Origin of the sequence: Euhalothece natronophila Z-M001, assembly GCF_007904085.1 — a bacterium.
In the GTDB taxonomy this organism is placed as follows: domain Bacteria; phylum Cyanobacteriota; class Cyanobacteriia; order Cyanobacteriales; family Rubidibacteraceae; genus Halothece; species Halothece natronophila.
Genome location: NZ_CP042326.1, coordinates 1,824,538 through 1,840,689 on the forward strand (window position 1 = coordinate 1,824,538; position 16,152 = coordinate 1,840,689).

At 41.7% G+C, this 16,152-nt stretch carries 19 protein-coding genes; 14 read left to right on the forward strand and 5 right to left on the reverse strand.

Going from position 1 to position 16,152, the window contains the following annotated elements:
* Window position 1: 1 nt before the first annotated feature.
* The 3 genes from FRE64_RS08755 to FRE64_RS08765 form a co-directional block, all read right to left on the reverse strand.
* Window positions 2-2,617 carry a chloride channel protein gene (locus tag FRE64_RS08755; RefSeq protein WP_146295639.1) on the reverse strand — a complete coding sequence of 872 codons (2,616 nt, stop codon included), beginning with the start codon at window positions 2,615-2,617 and terminating at the stop codon, window positions 2-4.
* Between the two features lie 162 nt (window positions 2,618-2,779).
* The gene (locus tag FRE64_RS08760; RefSeq protein ID WP_146295641.1) at window positions 2,780-3,946 is read right to left on the reverse strand and encodes a DUF1822 family protein; all 1,167 of its coding nucleotides are present in this window, start codon (window positions 3,944-3,946) and stop codon (window positions 2,780-2,782) included.
* Window positions 3,943-5,154, reverse strand: a complete 1,212-nt coding sequence (locus FRE64_RS08765; protein ID WP_146295643.1) for a sigma-70 family RNA polymerase sigma factor — start codon at window positions 5,152-5,154, stop codon at window positions 3,943-3,945. The genes FRE64_RS08760 and FRE64_RS08765 overlap by 4 nt, the downstream gene beginning before the upstream one ends.
* Before the next feature lie 326 nt (window positions 5,155-5,480).
* Between FRE64_RS08765 and FRE64_RS08770 the strand changes: the two genes are divergently transcribed.
* The 10 genes from FRE64_RS08770 (at window position 5,481) to FRE64_RS08815 (ending at window position 12,737) form a co-directional block, all read left to right on the forward strand.
* Window positions 5,481-5,930 (forward strand): MgtC/SapB family protein, encoded by a 450-nt coding sequence (locus FRE64_RS08770; protein ID WP_146295644.1) that lies wholly within the window; start codon window positions 5,481-5,483, stop codon window positions 5,928-5,930.
* Between the two features lie 124 nt (window positions 5,931-6,054).
* Window positions 6,055-7,446: a F0F1 ATP synthase subunit beta gene (gene atpD, locus FRE64_RS08775; protein ID WP_146295646.1), complete on the forward strand. Its 1,392-nt coding sequence runs from the start codon at window positions 6,055-6,057 to the stop codon at window positions 7,444-7,446.
* Window positions 7,443-7,829, forward strand: coding sequence for a F0F1 ATP synthase subunit epsilon (locus FRE64_RS08780; protein WP_186708742.1), 387 nt, complete (start codon window positions 7,443-7,445; stop codon window positions 7,827-7,829). The genes atpD and FRE64_RS08780 overlap by 4 nt, the downstream gene beginning before the upstream one ends.
* A 2-nt stretch (window positions 7,830-7,831) precedes the next feature.
* Window positions 7,832-8,158 carry an AtpZ/AtpI family protein gene (locus FRE64_RS08785; RefSeq protein WP_146295647.1) on the forward strand — a complete coding sequence of 109 codons (327 nt, stop codon included), beginning with the start codon at window positions 7,832-7,834 and terminating at the stop codon, window positions 8,156-8,158.
* 3 nt (window positions 8,159-8,161) lie between these two features.
* The gene (locus FRE64_RS08790; protein ID WP_281286858.1) at window positions 8,162-8,455 is read left to right on the forward strand and encodes an ATP synthase subunit I; all 294 of its coding nucleotides are present in this window, start codon (window positions 8,162-8,164) and stop codon (window positions 8,453-8,455) included.
* 12 nt (window positions 8,456-8,467) lie between these two features.
* Entirely contained in the window at window positions 8,468-9,175 is a 708-nt protein-coding gene (locus tag FRE64_RS08795) for a F0F1 ATP synthase subunit A (protein WP_146295649.1), read from the forward strand.
* Between the two features lie 8 nt (window positions 9,176-9,183).
* Entirely contained in the window at window positions 9,184-9,462 is a 279-nt protein-coding gene (locus FRE64_RS08800; RefSeq protein ID WP_146295650.1) for a F0F1 ATP synthase subunit C, read from the forward strand.
* A gap of 4 nt (window positions 9,463-9,466) precedes the next feature.
* A complete protein-coding gene (locus FRE64_RS08805) occupies window positions 9,467-10,231 on the forward strand; it encodes a F0F1 ATP synthase subunit delta (protein ID WP_146295652.1) in 765 nt (254 codons plus the stop codon).
* Window positions 10,232-10,297: 66 nt separating this feature from the next.
* The gene (locus tag FRE64_RS08810) at window positions 10,298-11,842 is read left to right on the forward strand and encodes an alternate F1F0 ATPase, F1 subunit alpha (protein ID WP_146295654.1); all 1,545 of its coding nucleotides are present in this window, start codon (window positions 10,298-10,300) and stop codon (window positions 11,840-11,842) included.
* Entirely contained in the window at window positions 11,835-12,737 is a 903-nt protein-coding gene (locus FRE64_RS08815) for a F0F1 ATP synthase subunit gamma (RefSeq protein ID WP_146295656.1), read from the forward strand. Before FRE64_RS08810 ends, FRE64_RS08815 begins: the two co-directional genes overlap by 8 nt.
* A 73-nt stretch (window positions 12,738-12,810) precedes the next feature.
* On the opposite strand, the gene FRE64_RS08820 is transcribed toward FRE64_RS08815, so the two are convergent.
* Both FRE64_RS08820 and dtd read right to left on the reverse strand, forming a co-directional pair.
* Window positions 12,811-13,581, reverse strand: a complete 771-nt coding sequence (locus FRE64_RS08820) for a pentapeptide repeat-containing protein (RefSeq protein WP_146295657.1) — start codon at window positions 13,579-13,581, stop codon at window positions 12,811-12,813.
* 16 nt (window positions 13,582-13,597) lie between these two features.
* Window positions 13,598-14,050 (reverse strand): D-aminoacyl-tRNA deacylase, encoded by a 453-nt coding sequence (gene dtd / locus FRE64_RS08825; RefSeq protein WP_146295659.1) that lies wholly within the window; start codon window positions 14,048-14,050, stop codon window positions 13,598-13,600.
* A 23-nt stretch (window positions 14,051-14,073) separates the two neighbouring features.
* Between dtd and FRE64_RS17475 the strand changes: the two genes are divergently transcribed.
* The 4 genes from FRE64_RS17475 to FRE64_RS08840 all read left to right on the forward strand — a co-directional run bounded on the left by FRE64_RS17475 (window position 14,074) and on the right by FRE64_RS08840 (window position 16,132).
* On the forward strand, window positions 14,074-14,253 hold the full coding sequence (locus FRE64_RS17475) for a hypothetical protein (protein WP_186708745.1): 180 nt from the start codon (window positions 14,074-14,076) through the stop codon (window positions 14,251-14,253).
* A gap of 349 nt (window positions 14,254-14,602) precedes the next feature.
* On the forward strand, window positions 14,603-15,451 hold the full coding sequence (locus tag FRE64_RS08830) for a PIN domain-containing protein (RefSeq protein ID WP_146295661.1): 849 nt from the start codon (window positions 14,603-14,605) through the stop codon (window positions 15,449-15,451).
* Window positions 15,452-15,485: 34 nt separating this feature from the next.
* A complete protein-coding gene (locus FRE64_RS08835; RefSeq protein WP_146295662.1) occupies window positions 15,486-15,779 on the forward strand; it encodes a nucleotidyltransferase family protein in 294 nt (97 codons plus the stop codon).
* Entirely contained in the window at window positions 15,776-16,132 is a 357-nt protein-coding gene (locus tag FRE64_RS08840; RefSeq protein WP_146295664.1) for a HepT-like ribonuclease domain-containing protein, read from the forward strand. Before FRE64_RS08835 ends, FRE64_RS08840 begins: the two co-directional genes overlap by 4 nt.
* The last annotated feature ends 20 nt before the right edge of the window (window positions 16,133-16,152 follow it).

Sequence of the window (16,152 nt, forward strand, 5' to 3'; positions counted from 1 at the left end):
ATTAACTTGGACGCACTAAAATCACTGTACTGTGAAAACGTTTCGCAATCATCGCAGGTAAATTATTTTCAAAGGTAGGTTCGAGGGTTAAAGAACGGGAAGCTCGTTTTAAGGTGGTTACTAAAACAATTACATCACACTCTTTCTCTTTGGCTAATTGTAAAACGCCATTTTCTCTAGACTGAGCAGAAATAGGAATACTCTGCACAGGAGCTTGTAATTTTTTGCTCCATTTAGACGTAATTTCTGGGATCGGTTCAGATTGATCCACTGGACAGAGAATAAAATCAGGATCATGAGCAAAGGCACTTAATTGGGGAAGTAGCTCTAAGAGTTTGTCTGCTTTTCCTTCCTGAAAGGCGATGGGAATCAGCCAACGTTGCGATGCGGATAAATCAGTGAGTTTAACATCTTCTTTCGGTTTAATAAAAACTACATCACAGGGGGCACGTCGGACAATTTTTTCCGCAAGATTACCAAACAGCCGCCCCGTAATGACATTTTTTGTTCCCTTCCAACCCATCACCAATAAGGAAATTTTCCGTTCTTCAATTACCTCTAAAATTGCCTCACTCACATTATGAGTTGTTCTTAGTTGAGTATGAACAGGAATATCTTCTTGTTGTATGAGGGCTTCTGCTTTTTGTAATAACTCCCTCCCTGGAATGGGATTAACCCACACCTGATGGGGAGGAATTTTACGAGAAACTTTAATTAAGTTAAGTAATTCTAATTCTCCTCGTCGAAAGTGAGCAAAGGAGCGACTAATTGCTGTTAAAATAACAACGGAATCAGGGTTTGCTAGAGGGAGTAAAATTCGTCCTTTTCCTACTGCCGGCGATCGCGTTTGATAAATGACATAAGAAGGTTCACTAACCAAACGCTGTTCTACTGCCGAAGTTTGACCATTACCATTATCGTTTAATGCTTCGAGTTCAGCGCGAATAATATCACTACGGGTAATAATTCCGAGTAATCTTTGGTTTTTCGTCACAGGAAGATGAGAGAGTTGATAGCGATTGAGAAGGTAAAGAACTTCTTGTAAGGAAGCTAGGGGACTCACTGTCACTGGTCGCGCCATAATCATGTCTTTGAGAGTCGATTCTTGGGAATTTCTCATTCCCATATATTGCTCCAACTCACTTTCAGTCATCATGCTCACTAACTTCCCTTGCTCCACTATGGGAAATCCATGATGTTTAGAGCGAGAAAAAACCTGATAGGCTTCATCTAAAGTTAAATCTGCAGAAAGGGTTTCTACAGGAAAACTCATAACGCTTTTAGCCGTCATTCGAGCCAATATCGGATCAACTTTGCTTTCTTCCTCTAAATAAATGCCTTTCGTCGCGAGTAACTGCTTATAAAGCGACCCACTAGAAAGAGTTTCTCCCACGACATAAGCAGTAGCACAACTAATCATTAAGGGCAGGACTAATTCAAAGTTAGCTGTGATCTCAAAAATAATAATAATTGCAGTAACAGGCACTCGGATAACTGCCGTAAACATCGCTCCCATGCCAGCTAAGGCATAAGTATTTGCTGTCCCTAAGCCAAATAGGGAAACTTCTGCTACGCCAATGAGATAACCCAATGCTGATCCTAAAACCAGCGCTGGTGAAAATAAGCCACCTGGAATGCCTGAACCATAGGCAATGAGAGTCAGAAAGAAATAGGCAACGAGCGCGATCGCAGTTATTTGCCAGCCCCCTTCTCCCGTAATTAAAAAATCTCTTAATCCTGCATTATCCCGAAAAAAAGCTGGTAGCATGGCAACAATTGAGCCAGAAATTAACCCCGCCATGGCAATTTTCAACGGAAAGGGCAATTGTAGATTTTGATAAAAGTTGAGGCTAAATAAAATCCCCCGATTAAATAATACTCCCAATAACCCTGTACTAATTCCGAGTAATAAAAAAAAAGGAGTTTCCTCAGGAATAAAACTCACTTCCCATCCCCTTTCTGATACCAAGCCGGGAAGCCTGATGTCACTTGGGGCTAAGAGTCGTGACACTACCGCCCCAGTAAAAGAGGCAAGAATTGCAGTTTCTAGGGTAAACCCAGAAAGATCTCGCATCAACTCTTCTACCACAAAGACAATTCCTGCAATGGGAGTATTAAATCCTGCGGCTAATCCTGCGGCAGCTCCAGCGGCAATCATTTGGCGACGATGTTGAGGGGAAGTGGGAAACCAAGAACTTAACTGGGCGGCTAAAGCAGCCCCAATATACACTGTTGGCCCCCGTCTTCCGAGGGTAAACCCTGCCCCTAAAACAAAAATTGTCCCTAGCATCTTGACCAATGCCGACCGAAAAGACAAAGACATTGGCAATTGTGCCAAAACCATTTTGACCTGAGGAATCCCACCACCAGTTGCTTCCGGGGATAACCATTGTAATAACAATCCAGTTCCCCCCCCCAAAATCAACCCAGCTATTGGGAGAATAAACCAGCCATATTCATAAGAAGCAAAAACTCGATAGCTACCTACCCAGCCAATGCCCTGTTTTAGGGTTAAGGCAGCCAGTGCGGAAATGATTCCAATTAAACAGGCTTCTAAAAGGGCATACCGTTGATCAGCTGGGCGTAAGCGTAGATTTTTAAGCCAAGAAGCAACCATCAATAATAATCAATTTAACCAATTATAATTATCAATCCATCCTTAGAATGTAAAAAAAATAACAATTAAGAATGGTTCAGATAGAAAAAATTGTTCTTTTCAGTTGTAGATAATTGTCCTCATGCCTACAAGAGAATTAAACTTGCCTTAACTAATAAGGTATTAAAACCTTAAAATTTCCCGCTCATAGCCCTCTGCTTGTGGTTCAGTTTCCCAAATAATCCCTTCATTCTCTGCCATTGCCACGTCAATATAGAGGCTTTCAGTTGGGGTACTTGTACTAGCTTCATTATTTTCAAAGGGTTGTAAATCTTCACTTAATAGTCGCAAGGTAAACCCTGCTGGAATCATTTCTCCGATGACTGTTGGCTGCAGTTGAAAACGCCAAACTCTCTCTGCTGGATTACCAATTGGCATCACTTGTAATTCATAAGAGTGATTTTGAATGGTGATAGGGCGACAAAATGCTGTGGGTACTGATGGTGAGGTGCTTCCTCTTGCCCCTGCAAACTCCGATTGCCAGTCTAGTTGTCGCCAACCGAGTTGCTGGGCCAGTTGTGAAACTCCCGACTCTAACCATTGTAATATAGAACGCTGTTCTGGTAATCCCTGACGGCGCTCATATAACCGTTGTCGCCACCCATCATGGGAGAGTAAAGCCCCCCAAGTATTGAAGGGAATCGCAAGGCGTGGTTCTGGTGTTTTAGAGGTACTGAGGCGCTGCAAAAGGTTTTCTGCTTGTTCCATAGAAAGCTGGGGTAAGGAAGGAATCACCGCACGAGTGGTTTCTTGAGGGCATAATTCTTGGGCTACCCAAAAGGCGCTCACATCATCGAAGATTTGGTCAGCATTTAAGACATAATAGCGATGATAATTATCATATTCTCCCTCTTCTTTAAGTTGAAGATGAGTTGTATAACCCCAAATTTGGATTCGGTTGTCATCAGGGCTAACTGTTATTGCAAAATAATAATCTCCAGCCCAATTGGGAATATCTATCCATTCTTGCGGAACTCTTAGTTCTCCCCTATCAATGGCTTCACTGGGAATAAGGATGAGACGCTTTTGATTAAGGGTAATGGCAGTGCCATGGACGAGTGTCCAACTACTCAGGAGTGATGCTTGAGAGGAGACAGAAATAACTGTTTCGACCTCTTCTTGTAACCAAGAAATAACTGAGTCAAGGGTCAGTTGATTAAGGTAGGCTTGCCACTTTTCTTTTTGATAGACAAGGTTTTGAGTTCTCTGCTGGGCTGCGTGTTGAGTCGGGTTAGAAATTTCTAGTTCAATTTGACCGGGTTGGGCTAGGGATAGGATATCAGTATTCATGGGGACTCCTGGGTTGCTTGTTCTTCAATTGGAGAATAGTGGGTGGTTAGCCACTCCTCTAAAACACCACTCATTTCTTTCAATAGGTTGGAACTGAGTTGAATATGCAGCGTCTTTTCACTCCACTGGGCTAAATTTTGTAACAGGGTTTTCCGAATTTTGTTAAGTTGTCGCGAAACCTTGTATTGCTTGATGTTTAGGGCTTTGGCAATTTCGGTTTGGGTATAGCCTTGATGATAATAGTAGTCGAGAAGGGCTTGTTGTTTAGAGTCTAGTTGCGCGATCGCGCTTTTTAAGATAAGACTCATTTCCCCCTGCTGCACTTCTCTTTGTTTCTGTTCTTCAGCTGAGATAATTTCTGTTAGGGGGGTTGGCGTATTAGCATCAGCTAAAGTGTCGGCAAAGGTTTGGTTATCTCCCTCAGAAATTGGTTGATCAGTAGAACTAACTGTGGGATAAAGATAGGATCGGGCAACTTTAGCAATTTTAAGTAGCCATGATTCCAACTGTTCTCCTTGAGTGACTGTTTCCATCGGTGGCGTGTTTTGGCGAGCTTGGTTGTTATAACATTGCGCGATCGCGCTCCAAGTCTCTGCCTCAGGTCGTTTCAATTGCCGAGTTTTCTGTCCCGGTTCTGGCACATAATTTTCATTAAAACAGTGCCACGCTAGGGTATAAGCAGCGATTTCTGTAGAAGAGAATCCTTGCTGTTCTAAGGCTTCTTTGACCCGCTTTTGACTTAATTTTCGTAATAATCCCCAATCCGAACAAATATCGGTTTCTTGACGCTGGCGTAATATCCCCTTAATAGTGCTATTAAAAATCGCTCGGGCATATCCTTTTAGACTACTATTTTTGTCAGGATTAAACCCTTTAATCACCGTATCAAGTTCCGCGATCGCGATTTGAAAACAGTCGGCTAAACTATAGCTTAACTGGGAAAAGCTACGAGTAATATGATAAGCAGCCCAGTAGGCAGGTTCTTGTAAATAAGCGGATAAATGTCCTCTGGCTAGCGGTGAAGATTGATCCTGCCAATGTTTATGCCAGTACTGAACCCAAAATTGATCAGAGGTTTCTGCAATCGCTGCTAGACTCTTTTCCATACTACGATGAAGCCTCGGATCACTTGCCCAGCCTCGAAACTGTTCTTGGTCAAATTGTAAAAAAGTGGAGAACAAAGCTACCACATCTTTTCGCGGATACATAATAGGAAAATATCTCCAGTTATCAAAGCCTTCCCCCTAAAAAACCATATATAGTCGTTCCAATTCAGTTCCGTAGTGCAGCCATCTTGGCTGCTACTAGGGAGCAAGATGCTCCCCCTACTTTTAGGTTGCTGTTTTTTATTTGGAATCACTATAAAATCAGGTTCCTTTCTTTTCAGGGTAAAACATAACTCGCAGGAAATCATGAAAAATCTCTTCCCCCTGAGCAAGGAAAAAAAGAAACTGTCTAGTAATGTTACTTAAAATCGAATCAGATTCTGGCATTGTAGCAGGATTTTACTTCAATTTTATAAAAGGCTAAACTCATGATAGATCCCATAAATTCAGTACTTTCTCCCATTTCTTGGCTTGAGGTATCAGGTCGCTTACTCCTTGCCGCGACTTTAGGAGGAATTATCGGTTGGGATCGTGAGCTAAAAAGGAAACCTGCAGGACTACGGACGAATATTTTAGTAAGTTTAGGAGCCGCTTTAATAATTGTAGGAACTTTACAGAGTGGTATTAGTCAAAAAGACGCTAATATCATAGGACGTAGTATTCAGGGAATTATTACGGGCGTTGGATTTATCGGTGCAGGAGCAATTTTCCAGCAAAATCAAGTGGTTCATGGACTCACCACAGCCAGTGCAATTTGGATTTCCTGTGCTTTAGGGATTGTCAGTGGCTTAGGGCTGTGGCAATTAGGATTGATAGGCGTAGGCTTAACAATAATTACTTTGCGAGTCATTAAAAGTTTAGAAAAAGATCAATCTTGATAGCATGAATAAATTTAAATTTTCATAACGTTCTTGCAACTTCTCAGTATAGTTACTTTTATTTAAGTAATTAAAAGATTAAAATAAACATATACACTCCTAGGGTCATGGGAGGCAATACCTCATGTTATCTCAGCTCGCTACAAGGCAAGGAGAAATTGTTGCCCTGCGAGGCACTGTAGTAGATGTTCGCTTTCAAGATCACCTCCCAGAAATTTACAGTCAGTTGCAAGCGGGTGATAAGGGAGAAGTCATTTTGGAGGTGGTGAATCATCTTAGCGCTCATGTTCTGAGAAGTATTGCGCTAACCTCTACCTCAGGGTTATCTCGGAGTTCTCCTGTTAAGGATATGGGAAAACCGTTACAAGTTCCAGTGGGAGAACCATTACTTGGTCGAGTGTTTAATGTATTTGGAGAAACCATTGATGGAAAAGAGCCAATTACAGGAGGAGAGTGGCGCTCGATCCATCAATCTCCCCCCGCGATCGTAGAACATAGCACTTCCTCAGAAATCCTTGAAACAGGCATCAAAGTGATTGACTTACTTGCTCCCCTTGAACGAGGGGGAAAAGGCGGATTATTTGGTGGGGCCGGTGTTGGCAAAACAGTTTTAATCACGGAATTAATCAATAATATCGTCAAGCAATACCAAGGGATTAGCCTTTTTTGTGGGATTGGGGAACGGGTACGAGAAGCAGAAGAAATGTACCGCGAAATGCAAGAAGCAGGGGTTTTAGACAATACTGTGATGATCTTTGGTCAAATGAATGAACCCCCAGGAGCGCGGTTTCGAGTGGGATTAGCTGCTTTAACGATGGCTGAGTATTTTCAACAAGATACTAAACGGGATGTTCTGTTGCTGATTGATAATATCTTTCGTTTTATCCAAGCGGGACAAGAAGTTTCAGGGTTATTGGGACGACTTCCCTCACGGGTGGGCTATCAACCAACACTAGGAACCGAACTCGCCGATTTTGAAGAACGGATTGCCAATACTGCCAGTGGGGCAATTACTTCTGTGCAAGCGGTATATGTTCCAGCAGATGATTTTACTGATCCCGCCGCCGTACATACCTTTGGACATTTATCCACCTCCATTGTTCTGTCCCGGAAACGAGCGAGTGAGGGGCTGTATCCGGCTGTTGATCCCCTGCAATCGAGTTCTAAAATTTTAAATCCTAGTATTGTCAGTGAACGTCATTATCAAATTGCCCAAGCAGTAAGGCAGACATTAGCCAATTATGAAGAGTTAAAAGATATTATTTCCATGTTGGGCTTAGAAGAATTGTCGCGAGAAGATCGGCAAGTGGTGGGACGCGCCAGACGCTTAGAACGATTTTTAACCCAACCCTTTTTTACAACCGAGCATTTCACAGGGAAGAAAGGAAAACTTGCTACTCTCGAAGAAACTTTAAGCGGCTGTGAGCGCATTCTCAATGATGAATTAGCTGATGTGCCAGAAGGGGCTTTATATATGTTGGGTTCGATTCAAGAAGTTCAACGGGAGGGGCAATGATGAATCTGAAAATTGTGTTACCCACGAAGGTTTTTCTAGAACAAGAAGCACAAAAAGTCTCGGCAGAAGCGGAAAATGGGGCATTTGTCCTTTTACCGCAACATATTGATTTTGCCACTTCCCTAGTTCCGGGGATTCTCTCTTTTGATGACAGTCATCAGCAAGAACAATTGGTGGCTGTAGATGAAGGACTTTTAGTCAAAACTGCTCAAGAAGTTTTAGTGTCAGTGAAACGAGCTATTGGCGGGAGTGACTTGGAAGAACTGGAACGATTAGTGGATGAGGAATTTCGCCGTCTCGATGAAATTGAAGAAAAAACCCGTGCCGCGATCGCGCGGTTAGAAGTGAATTTTAGAAGACATTTATACAGTTCAGGAAAATAAAGATGAATACAGATTCCCATAGCAACCCTTCTGGAAAATCCCGCAAACAATTTCAGGAAAAAATCAAACAAAAATTATGGCAACGCCGTCGCGCCCGCGAACAAGAGGAAAAACAAGGCATTTGGCTCGGACTAGCAATGATGGGAATTGTCGGTTGGTCGGTAGCACTTCCTACCCTGATTGGCGTTGCCATTGGCATTGGTTTAGAGGCAATGTTTCCCCAATTTTCCCCAGGTATCCTCCTAATTTCCATTTTGGTGGGGTTAGTGTGTGGCTGCCTCATTGCTTGGTTTTGGGTGCAACGAGAAAGTGAAGAAGAAGATGAATAACTCATGATGCTAACTGAAGTAATAGAAACAATTCTGGCGATCCCCTTTGGCTTTGTTCTCGGTAGTCTCTACTTTTGGGGTCTTTGGCAAACTACCCAACAACTTCCCGTTACTCGTGCCCCCCTACGATTATTTTTAGCCAGTTATTTTGGTCGTTTAACGCTGGCTGGTTTGGGGTTTTATGGAATCGCCCAAGGGGGTTGGGTGAATGTTCTACTTAGCTTATTGGGATTCTTAATCGCGCGATCGCTGTTGATCCGACGCTGGGAACCCAAGCCTTATCAAGAAGAAAAATGAAGGGAGACCACTATGGAGATTAGTCCCGATAACATCATCTTTTGGCAACAAGATTGGCTCGTCATTAATGCCACTTTGGTCTATAGCTGGCTAGTGATGCTGATTTTAGTAATTGCCTCTTGGCTTGCCACCCGAGATTTAGTTGTTGATCCCAATCGGGTTTCCCGGTGGCAAAATACCCTAGAAATTATTGTTGAGCAACTGAATACGCAGATCCGAGAAGGGATTCGTCAAGAACCGACCCAGTTTTTACCCTTTATTGGGACACTCTTCTTATTTATTGGCTTATCCAATGTGTTAACCCTCTTTCCTTACTACGAATCACCTGCAGGATCATTATCCACAGCTGCAGCATTGGCAATTTGTGTTTTAGTGGCAGTCCCTTTTTACGGAATTAAAAATGTTGGGATTGGCAACTATCTCAAAACTTACATCTCACCGCTACCCCTAATGTTGCCCTTCAATATCATGAGCGAGATTTCCCGAACCCTATCCCTTGCTGTGCGCTTGTTCGGTAATATCATGAGTACCAGCTTGCTCGTTAGCATTTTGGTGGTACTGATTCCCTGGATATTTCCCGCTATTACCCGCGCCTTTGGGATGCTGATTGGAGTCATTCAGGCTTATGTCTTCTCGATTCTCGCTTTAGTTTATATTGCTTCGGGGATGCAGGCGCAACGCAAGACTAAACATCAAATTGCAAAACAACAAGAGGATTAAACAGAACAATGAACGAGTTAAGTTTAATTGCCATTGCATCAATTATTAGCGCTGGAGTAACCATTGGTTTGGGCGCGATTGGACCCGCTATTGGAGAAGGTTTAGCTTTAGCAAATGCCTTAAGAGCACTGGCGCAACAACCCGATAAAGCAAATACGATTACGCGAACCTTATTTGTGGGAATGGCTTTTGTGGAATCAACGGCAATTTATTGCTTTGTGATTTCCATTATCCTCATTTTCGCGAATCCATTCTGGAATCATTTTCTGAACCAAGCAGGAGGGTAACAGCGTGTTATTCGATTGGTTTACGTTCTTCGCACAAATTGTTAACTTTGTCATTTTAGTCTATTTGCTCTGGCGGTTCTTGTATCGACCGATTAATCAAGTGATGGATGACCGCCAAAAACAACTGCAAGCCCGTTGGGATGATGCGCGAGAAAAACAGGTAAAAGCCCAGCAAGAAGCCCAGAAGTACCAAGATCAACAAGCCGAACTCGAAGCCCAACGAGAGGAATTGATCGCCCAAGCCAAAGCAGAAGCCGAAGAAAAGCGTCAAGAGTTACGACAAGCCGCCCGAGAAGAAATTCAACATCGGCGTGAACAATGGCAAGAAGCTCTGCGTCAAGAACAAGAGTCATTTTACACGCGATCGCGCATCAAACTCCAAGAAGAAACCCTCAAAATTTGTCGCCGCATCCTGCGAGATTTAGCGAATGCTGATTTAGAACAACAGGCGATCGCGCTATTTCTACAACGATTGCAAGAACAGAGTAATGGTGAAAATAGTCTTAACCTCAAAAATGGAGAAAGTCAGCAGGTAGTTGTTTGCAGTGGCTTCGAGTTATCTTCTGCGCAACAACAACAAATTGCCCTTGCCATTGAACAACAAAACCTCATCCCTAGCAACCAAGTTGAGTTTTCTACTAACCCCGACCTAATTGTTGGCATTGAAGCGCGATTTGGCGATCAGGAAGTGAGATGGAATGTTAAGGACTATCTCCAACATTTAGATCGCACCTTTTCCGAACTCTTTGCAACTAATATTAGTGATTAGTTATTAGTTATTGGTTAGTCCCCTAGCAATTTAATTTCTAGCGAACCTCCCTCTCATAATTAAGCCATGAATGAAGATGATTCTCCCCTAACCCGCCTAGTTGATAAGACTTTCTCCCAATGGGAAACTCTGCTTGATCAATATCGCTTTCCCTTACAGGCTCATGAAGTGGGAATTGTTCAATCGGTTTCTAGTGGCATTGCCACCGTAAGCGGGCTATTTGGTGTTCGCCTTGATGAATTAATTGAATTTCCAAGCGGTTTACTGGGCATTGCCTTTAATCTCGATGCTGAAGAAATTGGCGTGATTCTCCTCGGAGATAGTGAACAGGTGCAAGCGGGAGATAAAGTTTATCGTTTAGGTCGTATTTTAGATGTTCCTGTGGGCGAGCCTTTGTTAGGACGAGTTGTAGATGGCTTAGGTCGTCCCATAGATAATAAAGGAGAGCTTAAAACCGATGAGCGTTGGCCCACAGAACGTCAATCCCGAGGAATTATGGAGCGCGATCCTGTGGAAGTGCCCTTACAAACTGGGCTGAAAGTAATTGATGCCTTGATTCCTGTTGGACGCGGACAACGAGAACTGATTGTCGGAGATCGACAGATCGGGAAGACAGCCATTGCCGTTGATACAATTCTCAACCAGCAAAATCAGAATGTCATTTGTATTTATTGCGCGATCGGGCAACGAGGAGCGGCTGTGGCAAAGGTCATTGATCGCTTACGCCAGTACAAGGCAATGGATTACACCGTTGTGGTAGTTGCTCCTGGGGAATCTCCCCCCGGCTTAAAATATATTACTCCCTATGCTGCGACAACCATTGGCGAATATTTCCGCGATCAGGGTCGAGATGTGCTGATTGTATATGATGACCTCACCCAACACGCTTGGGCTTATCGAGAATTATCACTTCTTTTACGACGACCCCCCGGTCGAGAAGCCTATCCGGGTGATATTTTCTACATTCACTCCCGACTCCTAGAGCGAGCAACTCATCTACGAGAGGAATTCGGTGGCGGCTCTCTCACCGCACTGCCCATTGTGGAAACTCAAGCTCAGAATATTTCCGCTTATATCCCCACCAATTTAATTTCTATCACTGATGGTCAAATTTATCTTTCTCCCAATTTATTTCAACAAGGGATTCTACCAGCAGTTGATGTGGGTAAATCTGTTTCTCGTGTTGGCGGAAAAACTCAACTCTCAGCCTATAGAAGAGTCGCGTCTGATTTACGTCTTTCTTACTCCCAATTCCAAGAAGTAGAAGTCTTTGCCCGATTTGGCACTCGGTTAGACGAACAAACTCGTCATACTCTTGAACGCGGTCGTCGCGTGCGAGAAGTGCTCAAGCAGAAAGAATCAAAATCTTTGACTCCAGCCGAACAAGTTGCCATTCTTTTTGCAGTGAATCATGGGTTATTTGATGACATTTCCTTGGATCAAATTCAACTTGCTCAAACACAGGTACAAAACATTATGAACGGCGAATTATCTCCAATGCGCGATGCTATTGAGGCTGGCAACTCCTTGAGTGACGAGGATATCGAAACCCTGTCTAAAGCATTGAAGCAAGCAACAGAGCAATTGAAGCAGGAGAATTGCCATGACTAATGCTCAGTCACTACAAGCCACAATTCACCATGTGGAAGATTTGCAAGCAGTGGTGAAAACAATGAAAGCTCTAGCAGCAGTAAGTATCCGCCAATATGAACGGGCTGTAGAGGTTTTAGGTGAATATAGCCGCAGTATCGAAACTGGATTCCAAATTCTTCTCCAACAACGATCCTCTGAAGGAGAATTGCTGATTCCCTCAGGTGTCCAATCTCGTCCTTTATCCTTTCAACGAGTAGCTATCATTATTTTTGGCTCTGATCGCGGTTTATGTGGACAATTTAATGAACGGATTACTTCCTTTGCCTTATCGAAATTGCAAGCATTGGCATTAGACCATGAACCCTTAATCGCGATCGCGGGAGAACGCTTACTTCCCTCTTTAGAAAGCGCAAATCATCAAATTTATCAACAATTTGCCGTTCCAATTGCCGTTGATGGCATTGTTGACCTTACTACAGAAATTTTATTAGCCATTGAACAATGGCAAGTCCATGAAGGGATTGATCGTGTGATTCTTTTTTATAATGAACCTAGCACCAGCGCCACTGATCAGCCCCGTCAATTTCAACTTCTTCCACTTGATTCAGACTGGTTAAGCTCTTTAAGTCAACGCAGTTGGCAAACTAATCAAATTCCTCTCTTAACCATGAAGGATGAGGAATTTCTATCCGCTTTAATGCGGGAGTATCTTTTCCTCTACCTATTTCGTGCTGCCGCTGCTTCCCTTGCTAGTGAAAATGCTAGTCGCTTATCCTCAATGCAGTCAGCAGAGAAGAATATCCAAGATCGAATTAGTGATCTCACTTCTGAATACCGTCGCCAACGTCAAAGTGCAATTACATCTGAATTACTCGATGTGGTTTCAGGATTTGAAGCATTGAGTGATCCTTAAGTGTAATCAGAAAATGAGTTAAGTTATCAATACCAAAATCAACAATTTTGATTGTAGGATTATCGCCTTGACCCTAAAATAAAAAACGCATTAAGAGAGAGCCAATTCCTGTCAAAATATCACCAAAACTAGACCCCCCTCCATTGTCTTCTGGTCGCTGTCGTGCAATTTCCATAGCTTTCATAAACTGTTGGGAAGCCTGCACCCCTTCTGCATTATCTTGAGCCGCAAAAAGTTCTGCCGCTACTTCTGCATCTTCTCTGGCGGCGCTTTCATCCCCCAATTCATAACGCGCAACGCCTCTTCCTAAATAAGCTGGTGCATAGTCACTGTCAGCTTCAATGGCTTGAGTAGAATATTCAACAGCGATTTCATAGTTTCTTTGTTGGGCTTCAGCAACAGCAAGGCGATAAAGCTGATCCGCAGAACTCGCGGAAGTGGGAATTCCTACTGCTCTTTGAATATAGGCATTTTCTAAACTGGTGCCTTCTAATTGTGCATTGGTTAAATAAGAATTTCTTAAATCAGTTTGCTGTAACGTAACGCCTGTTAAGTTTGCCCCAGTTAAATCTGCCCCATTTAGGGAAGCCCCAGTTAAATTAGCCCCCGTTAAATCTGCCCCAGAGAGGTTAGCACGACTCAGGTTAGCATTGGCTAAATTTGCCCCTTGTAATTGCGCTCCTGCTAAGTTGGCTCTCACTAACCCCGCATTAACCAGATTACAATCTTCGCATTCTCGACTCGATAACAACTGATTGAGATGACTTAAATTCTCACTTAATGCTGGAGTAGCCGACATCAACAGAGTTAAAACTGTGGCAGTAGTAGCAGTACGCAGTAACATAACTTTTCAGTAAAAACTAATTTTCAGCTTCCCGTTCCAATAACAACGTTACTGGCCCATCATTTTCTAAACTTACTTGCATATTAGCACCAAACTGTCCTGTTGCAATTTTTAAGCCACTGGCTTCTAGTTTTTCCACAAACTTTTCATAAAGGGATTTTGCGGTTTCAGGAGACGCGGCTTGACTAAAAGAGGGGCGACGACCTTTGCGACAATCGCCATAAAGGGTAAACTGGCTAACAACAAGGATTTCTCCCTGTATTTCTTGAACAGAATAATCCCAGTTATTGCTATTTTTGCCTGAAAATAATCTTAAATCGAGACATTTTCGCACCATCCAATCAAGTTCTGTTTCCGTATCAGTATCAGTAATTCCTACCAGTAAGTTTAAGCCCCGCCCAATTTTTCCAACTACGTTACCATCAACAATCACTTGTGAGGATTTAACTCTTTGTACAACAATACGCATGATTTAAATTATGATTATTTGCAATGGTAATGCCATTTTCACCTTCATGTTGCGATATGGCAATTTGTGGCATAGATACTTCTATTGGACAAGTTCAGAGAGAATTAACCTCAGTGACAATTCAGGTTCGTTTTGCAGAAGTTAACTTTACCACTGTGAATCAGCTAATTTTCTGTCAAAATCAGCAAGCTATAGTTTATTAACGATAGAGGCAAAGAAGGCATCATTGAAGCAACTGCAGTACGTTTCACCCGATTCTCTTAATCAGTGTCATCACCATGTTAAGTACATTAACCATTCTCAACAATTTTGTGTAGTCTGGGTTAGTATGGACATTATTAACGGGGATGTTAACGTCGATCGAATGGGAAGCAGGAGTCGGAATCAGTGAATGAGAAAGAATTAGTGGCAGATAATTAATGTTATTGTCTTTACGCATCGCTAACTCTTTTCTACCTCTCTCAAAAAGAGTTATCTTCATTGAACTTTATTCACTATGATGCTTATCAAGACCAAAGTTATAATAAAGTAACATTACTTTAACAAAGAGCTATGGATAGGTATCTAATCATTGATACTTGCGTTTGGATTAAACTCGCTGGAGAACCGAAATTTTACACTTTGCTGGAAACGCTGAGTGAAAATATAGAAAAAACTGATTCTTATCTTATACTACCTGAATCAGTTAAAATTGAATTTGAGCGGCATCGTGATAAAATAAAAGCAAATTGGACAAAAAAATGTAAAAGTTGGATTGGTCAACTTAAAGATATTAAAAGACATTTTCCTGATCATTCAGATTCTTTATTAGATGTTCATAATAATCTACAAAATGATTTAAAAAAATTGGATACAAATATAGAGCAAAATTTAAAGATTATTGATAGTCTCTTTCAAAGAGCATTGATTGATCAAAATTGCTCTGATGAATTTTTTTCTGAAGCAGGGAGAAGAGTTTTTAATCGCATCCCTCCTGCCATTAACTCTAAAAGTAGTAGTGTAGGTGATTGCTTGCTTTGGTTATGTGTAATTCGGAAACTTAAAGAAGGTGAGGTTTGGTTTTGTACCGATAATAAAAATGATTTTTCTGATCCAAAATACGACTTTTTTCCTCATGCAAAACTAGATCAAGAAGCATTTAAAGCGAATAAAGGAAATCAGTTTAATTATTTTATCGATCCAACTAACTTTATTGATAAAATAGGTATTACCAAGAAAAAATTACCAAAATACTATGATTATGTTGAAGATAAATTTTGGATAGAAAAACCAATACTATGTCCTAAGTGTAAACATAAAAGTGCATTCCCAAGATTATATCCTACAGGTTATATGTATGTTTGTGTTCAGTGTAAAGAACCTGCTTCAACATTTATCCCTTCCGATGATCCATTCCTTTGAAAAATAAATCTATTTTTACCAGTTAATAGAAATAATGCACTTGATCGAACAATTAGAAGAAAAACGAGACGACATCCTAAAAATCGCTTCTCAACATGGCGCATTTAACGTTCGGGTGTTTGGTTCAGTCGTCCGTAAAGAAGAGACAGAAGCCAGCGACATTGACTTTTTAATTGACTATGATTCCACAAAAACAAGTCCTTGGTTTCCGGGGGGATTACTCATGGATTTACAGGACTTATTAGGATGTAAAGTTGATATTGTCACTGAACAGGGGTTAAGTCCTTTCATTCGGGAACGGGTTTTAAATGAGGCAAAACCTTTATGAGTTCAGAACGTGATTCTATTTATCTGGCGCATATTTTAGAGTGTATTGAACACATCCAAAACTACACTGAAAATAATAAGGAAAGGTTCATGAATAGTTCTCTAGTACAAGATGCTGTATTACGCCGATTACAAACAATGGCAGAATCAACACAAAAGTTATCTAATGAGTTAAAAGCAGAAGCCCCAGAAGTGGACTGGCGTGCTTTATCAGGGTTTAGAAATATCTTAGTTCATGATTATTTAAATGGAATTGATTTAGAACAAGTTTGGAACGCAGTTACTCTTTATTTACCTAGTTTAGAGTTAGCGATAAAACGGCTTGCAGCAAATTTGTCTCAAGATAATAATTGAGTAAAGTAAGGTTTTTAAGG

Excerpts from the sequence above, each read along its gene's own strand:
- FRE64_RS08755 (WP_146295639.1), bottom strand. The coding sequence starts at position 2,617 with ATGGTTGCTTCTTGGCTTAAAAATCTACGCTTACGCCCAGCTGATCAA.
- FRE64_RS08760 (WP_146295641.1), bottom strand. The coding sequence starts at position 3,946 with ATGAATACTGATATCCTATCCCTAGCCCAACCCGGTCAAATTGAACTA.
- FRE64_RS08765 (WP_146295643.1), bottom strand. The coding sequence starts at position 5,154 with ATGTATCCGCGAAAAGATGTGGTAGCTTTGTTCTCCACTTTTTTACAA.
- FRE64_RS08770 (WP_146295644.1), top strand. The coding sequence starts at position 5,481 with ATGATAGATCCCATAAATTCAGTACTTTCTCCCATTTCTTGGCTTGAG.
- atpD (WP_146295646.1), top strand. The coding sequence starts at position 6,055 with ATGTTATCTCAGCTCGCTACAAGGCAAGGAGAAATTGTTGCCCTGCGA.
- FRE64_RS08780 (WP_186708742.1), top strand. The coding sequence starts at position 7,443 with ATGATGAATCTGAAAATTGTGTTACCCACGAAGGTTTTTCTAGAACAA.
- FRE64_RS08785 (WP_146295647.1), top strand. The coding sequence starts at position 7,832 with ATGAATACAGATTCCCATAGCAACCCTTCTGGAAAATCCCGCAAACAA.
- FRE64_RS08790 (WP_281286858.1), top strand. The coding sequence starts at position 8,162 with ATGATGCTAACTGAAGTAATAGAAACAATTCTGGCGATCCCCTTTGGC.
- FRE64_RS08795 (WP_146295649.1), top strand. The coding sequence starts at position 8,468 with ATGGAGATTAGTCCCGATAACATCATCTTTTGGCAACAAGATTGGCTC.
- FRE64_RS08800 (WP_146295650.1), top strand. The coding sequence starts at position 9,184 with ATGAACGAGTTAAGTTTAATTGCCATTGCATCAATTATTAGCGCTGGA.
- FRE64_RS08810 (WP_146295654.1), top strand. The coding sequence starts at position 10,298 with ATGAATGAAGATGATTCTCCCCTAACCCGCCTAGTTGATAAGACTTTC.
- FRE64_RS08815 (WP_146295656.1), top strand. The coding sequence starts at position 11,835 with ATGACTAATGCTCAGTCACTACAAGCCACAATTCACCATGTGGAAGAT.
- FRE64_RS08820 (WP_146295657.1), bottom strand. The coding sequence starts at position 13,581 with ATGTTACTGCGTACTGCTACTACTGCCACAGTTTTAACTCTGTTGATG.
- dtd (WP_146295659.1), bottom strand. The coding sequence starts at position 14,050 with ATGCGTATTGTTGTACAAAGAGTTAAATCCTCACAAGTGATTGTTGAT.
- FRE64_RS17475 (WP_186708745.1), top strand. The coding sequence starts at position 14,074 with ATGGTAATGCCATTTTCACCTTCATGTTGCGATATGGCAATTTGTGGC.
- FRE64_RS08830 (WP_146295661.1), top strand. The coding sequence starts at position 14,603 with ATGGATAGGTATCTAATCATTGATACTTGCGTTTGGATTAAACTCGCT.
- FRE64_RS08835 (WP_146295662.1), top strand. The coding sequence starts at position 15,486 with ATGCACTTGATCGAACAATTAGAAGAAAAACGAGACGACATCCTAAAA.
- FRE64_RS08840 (WP_146295664.1), top strand. The coding sequence starts at position 15,776 with ATGAGTTCAGAACGTGATTCTATTTATCTGGCGCATATTTTAGAGTGT.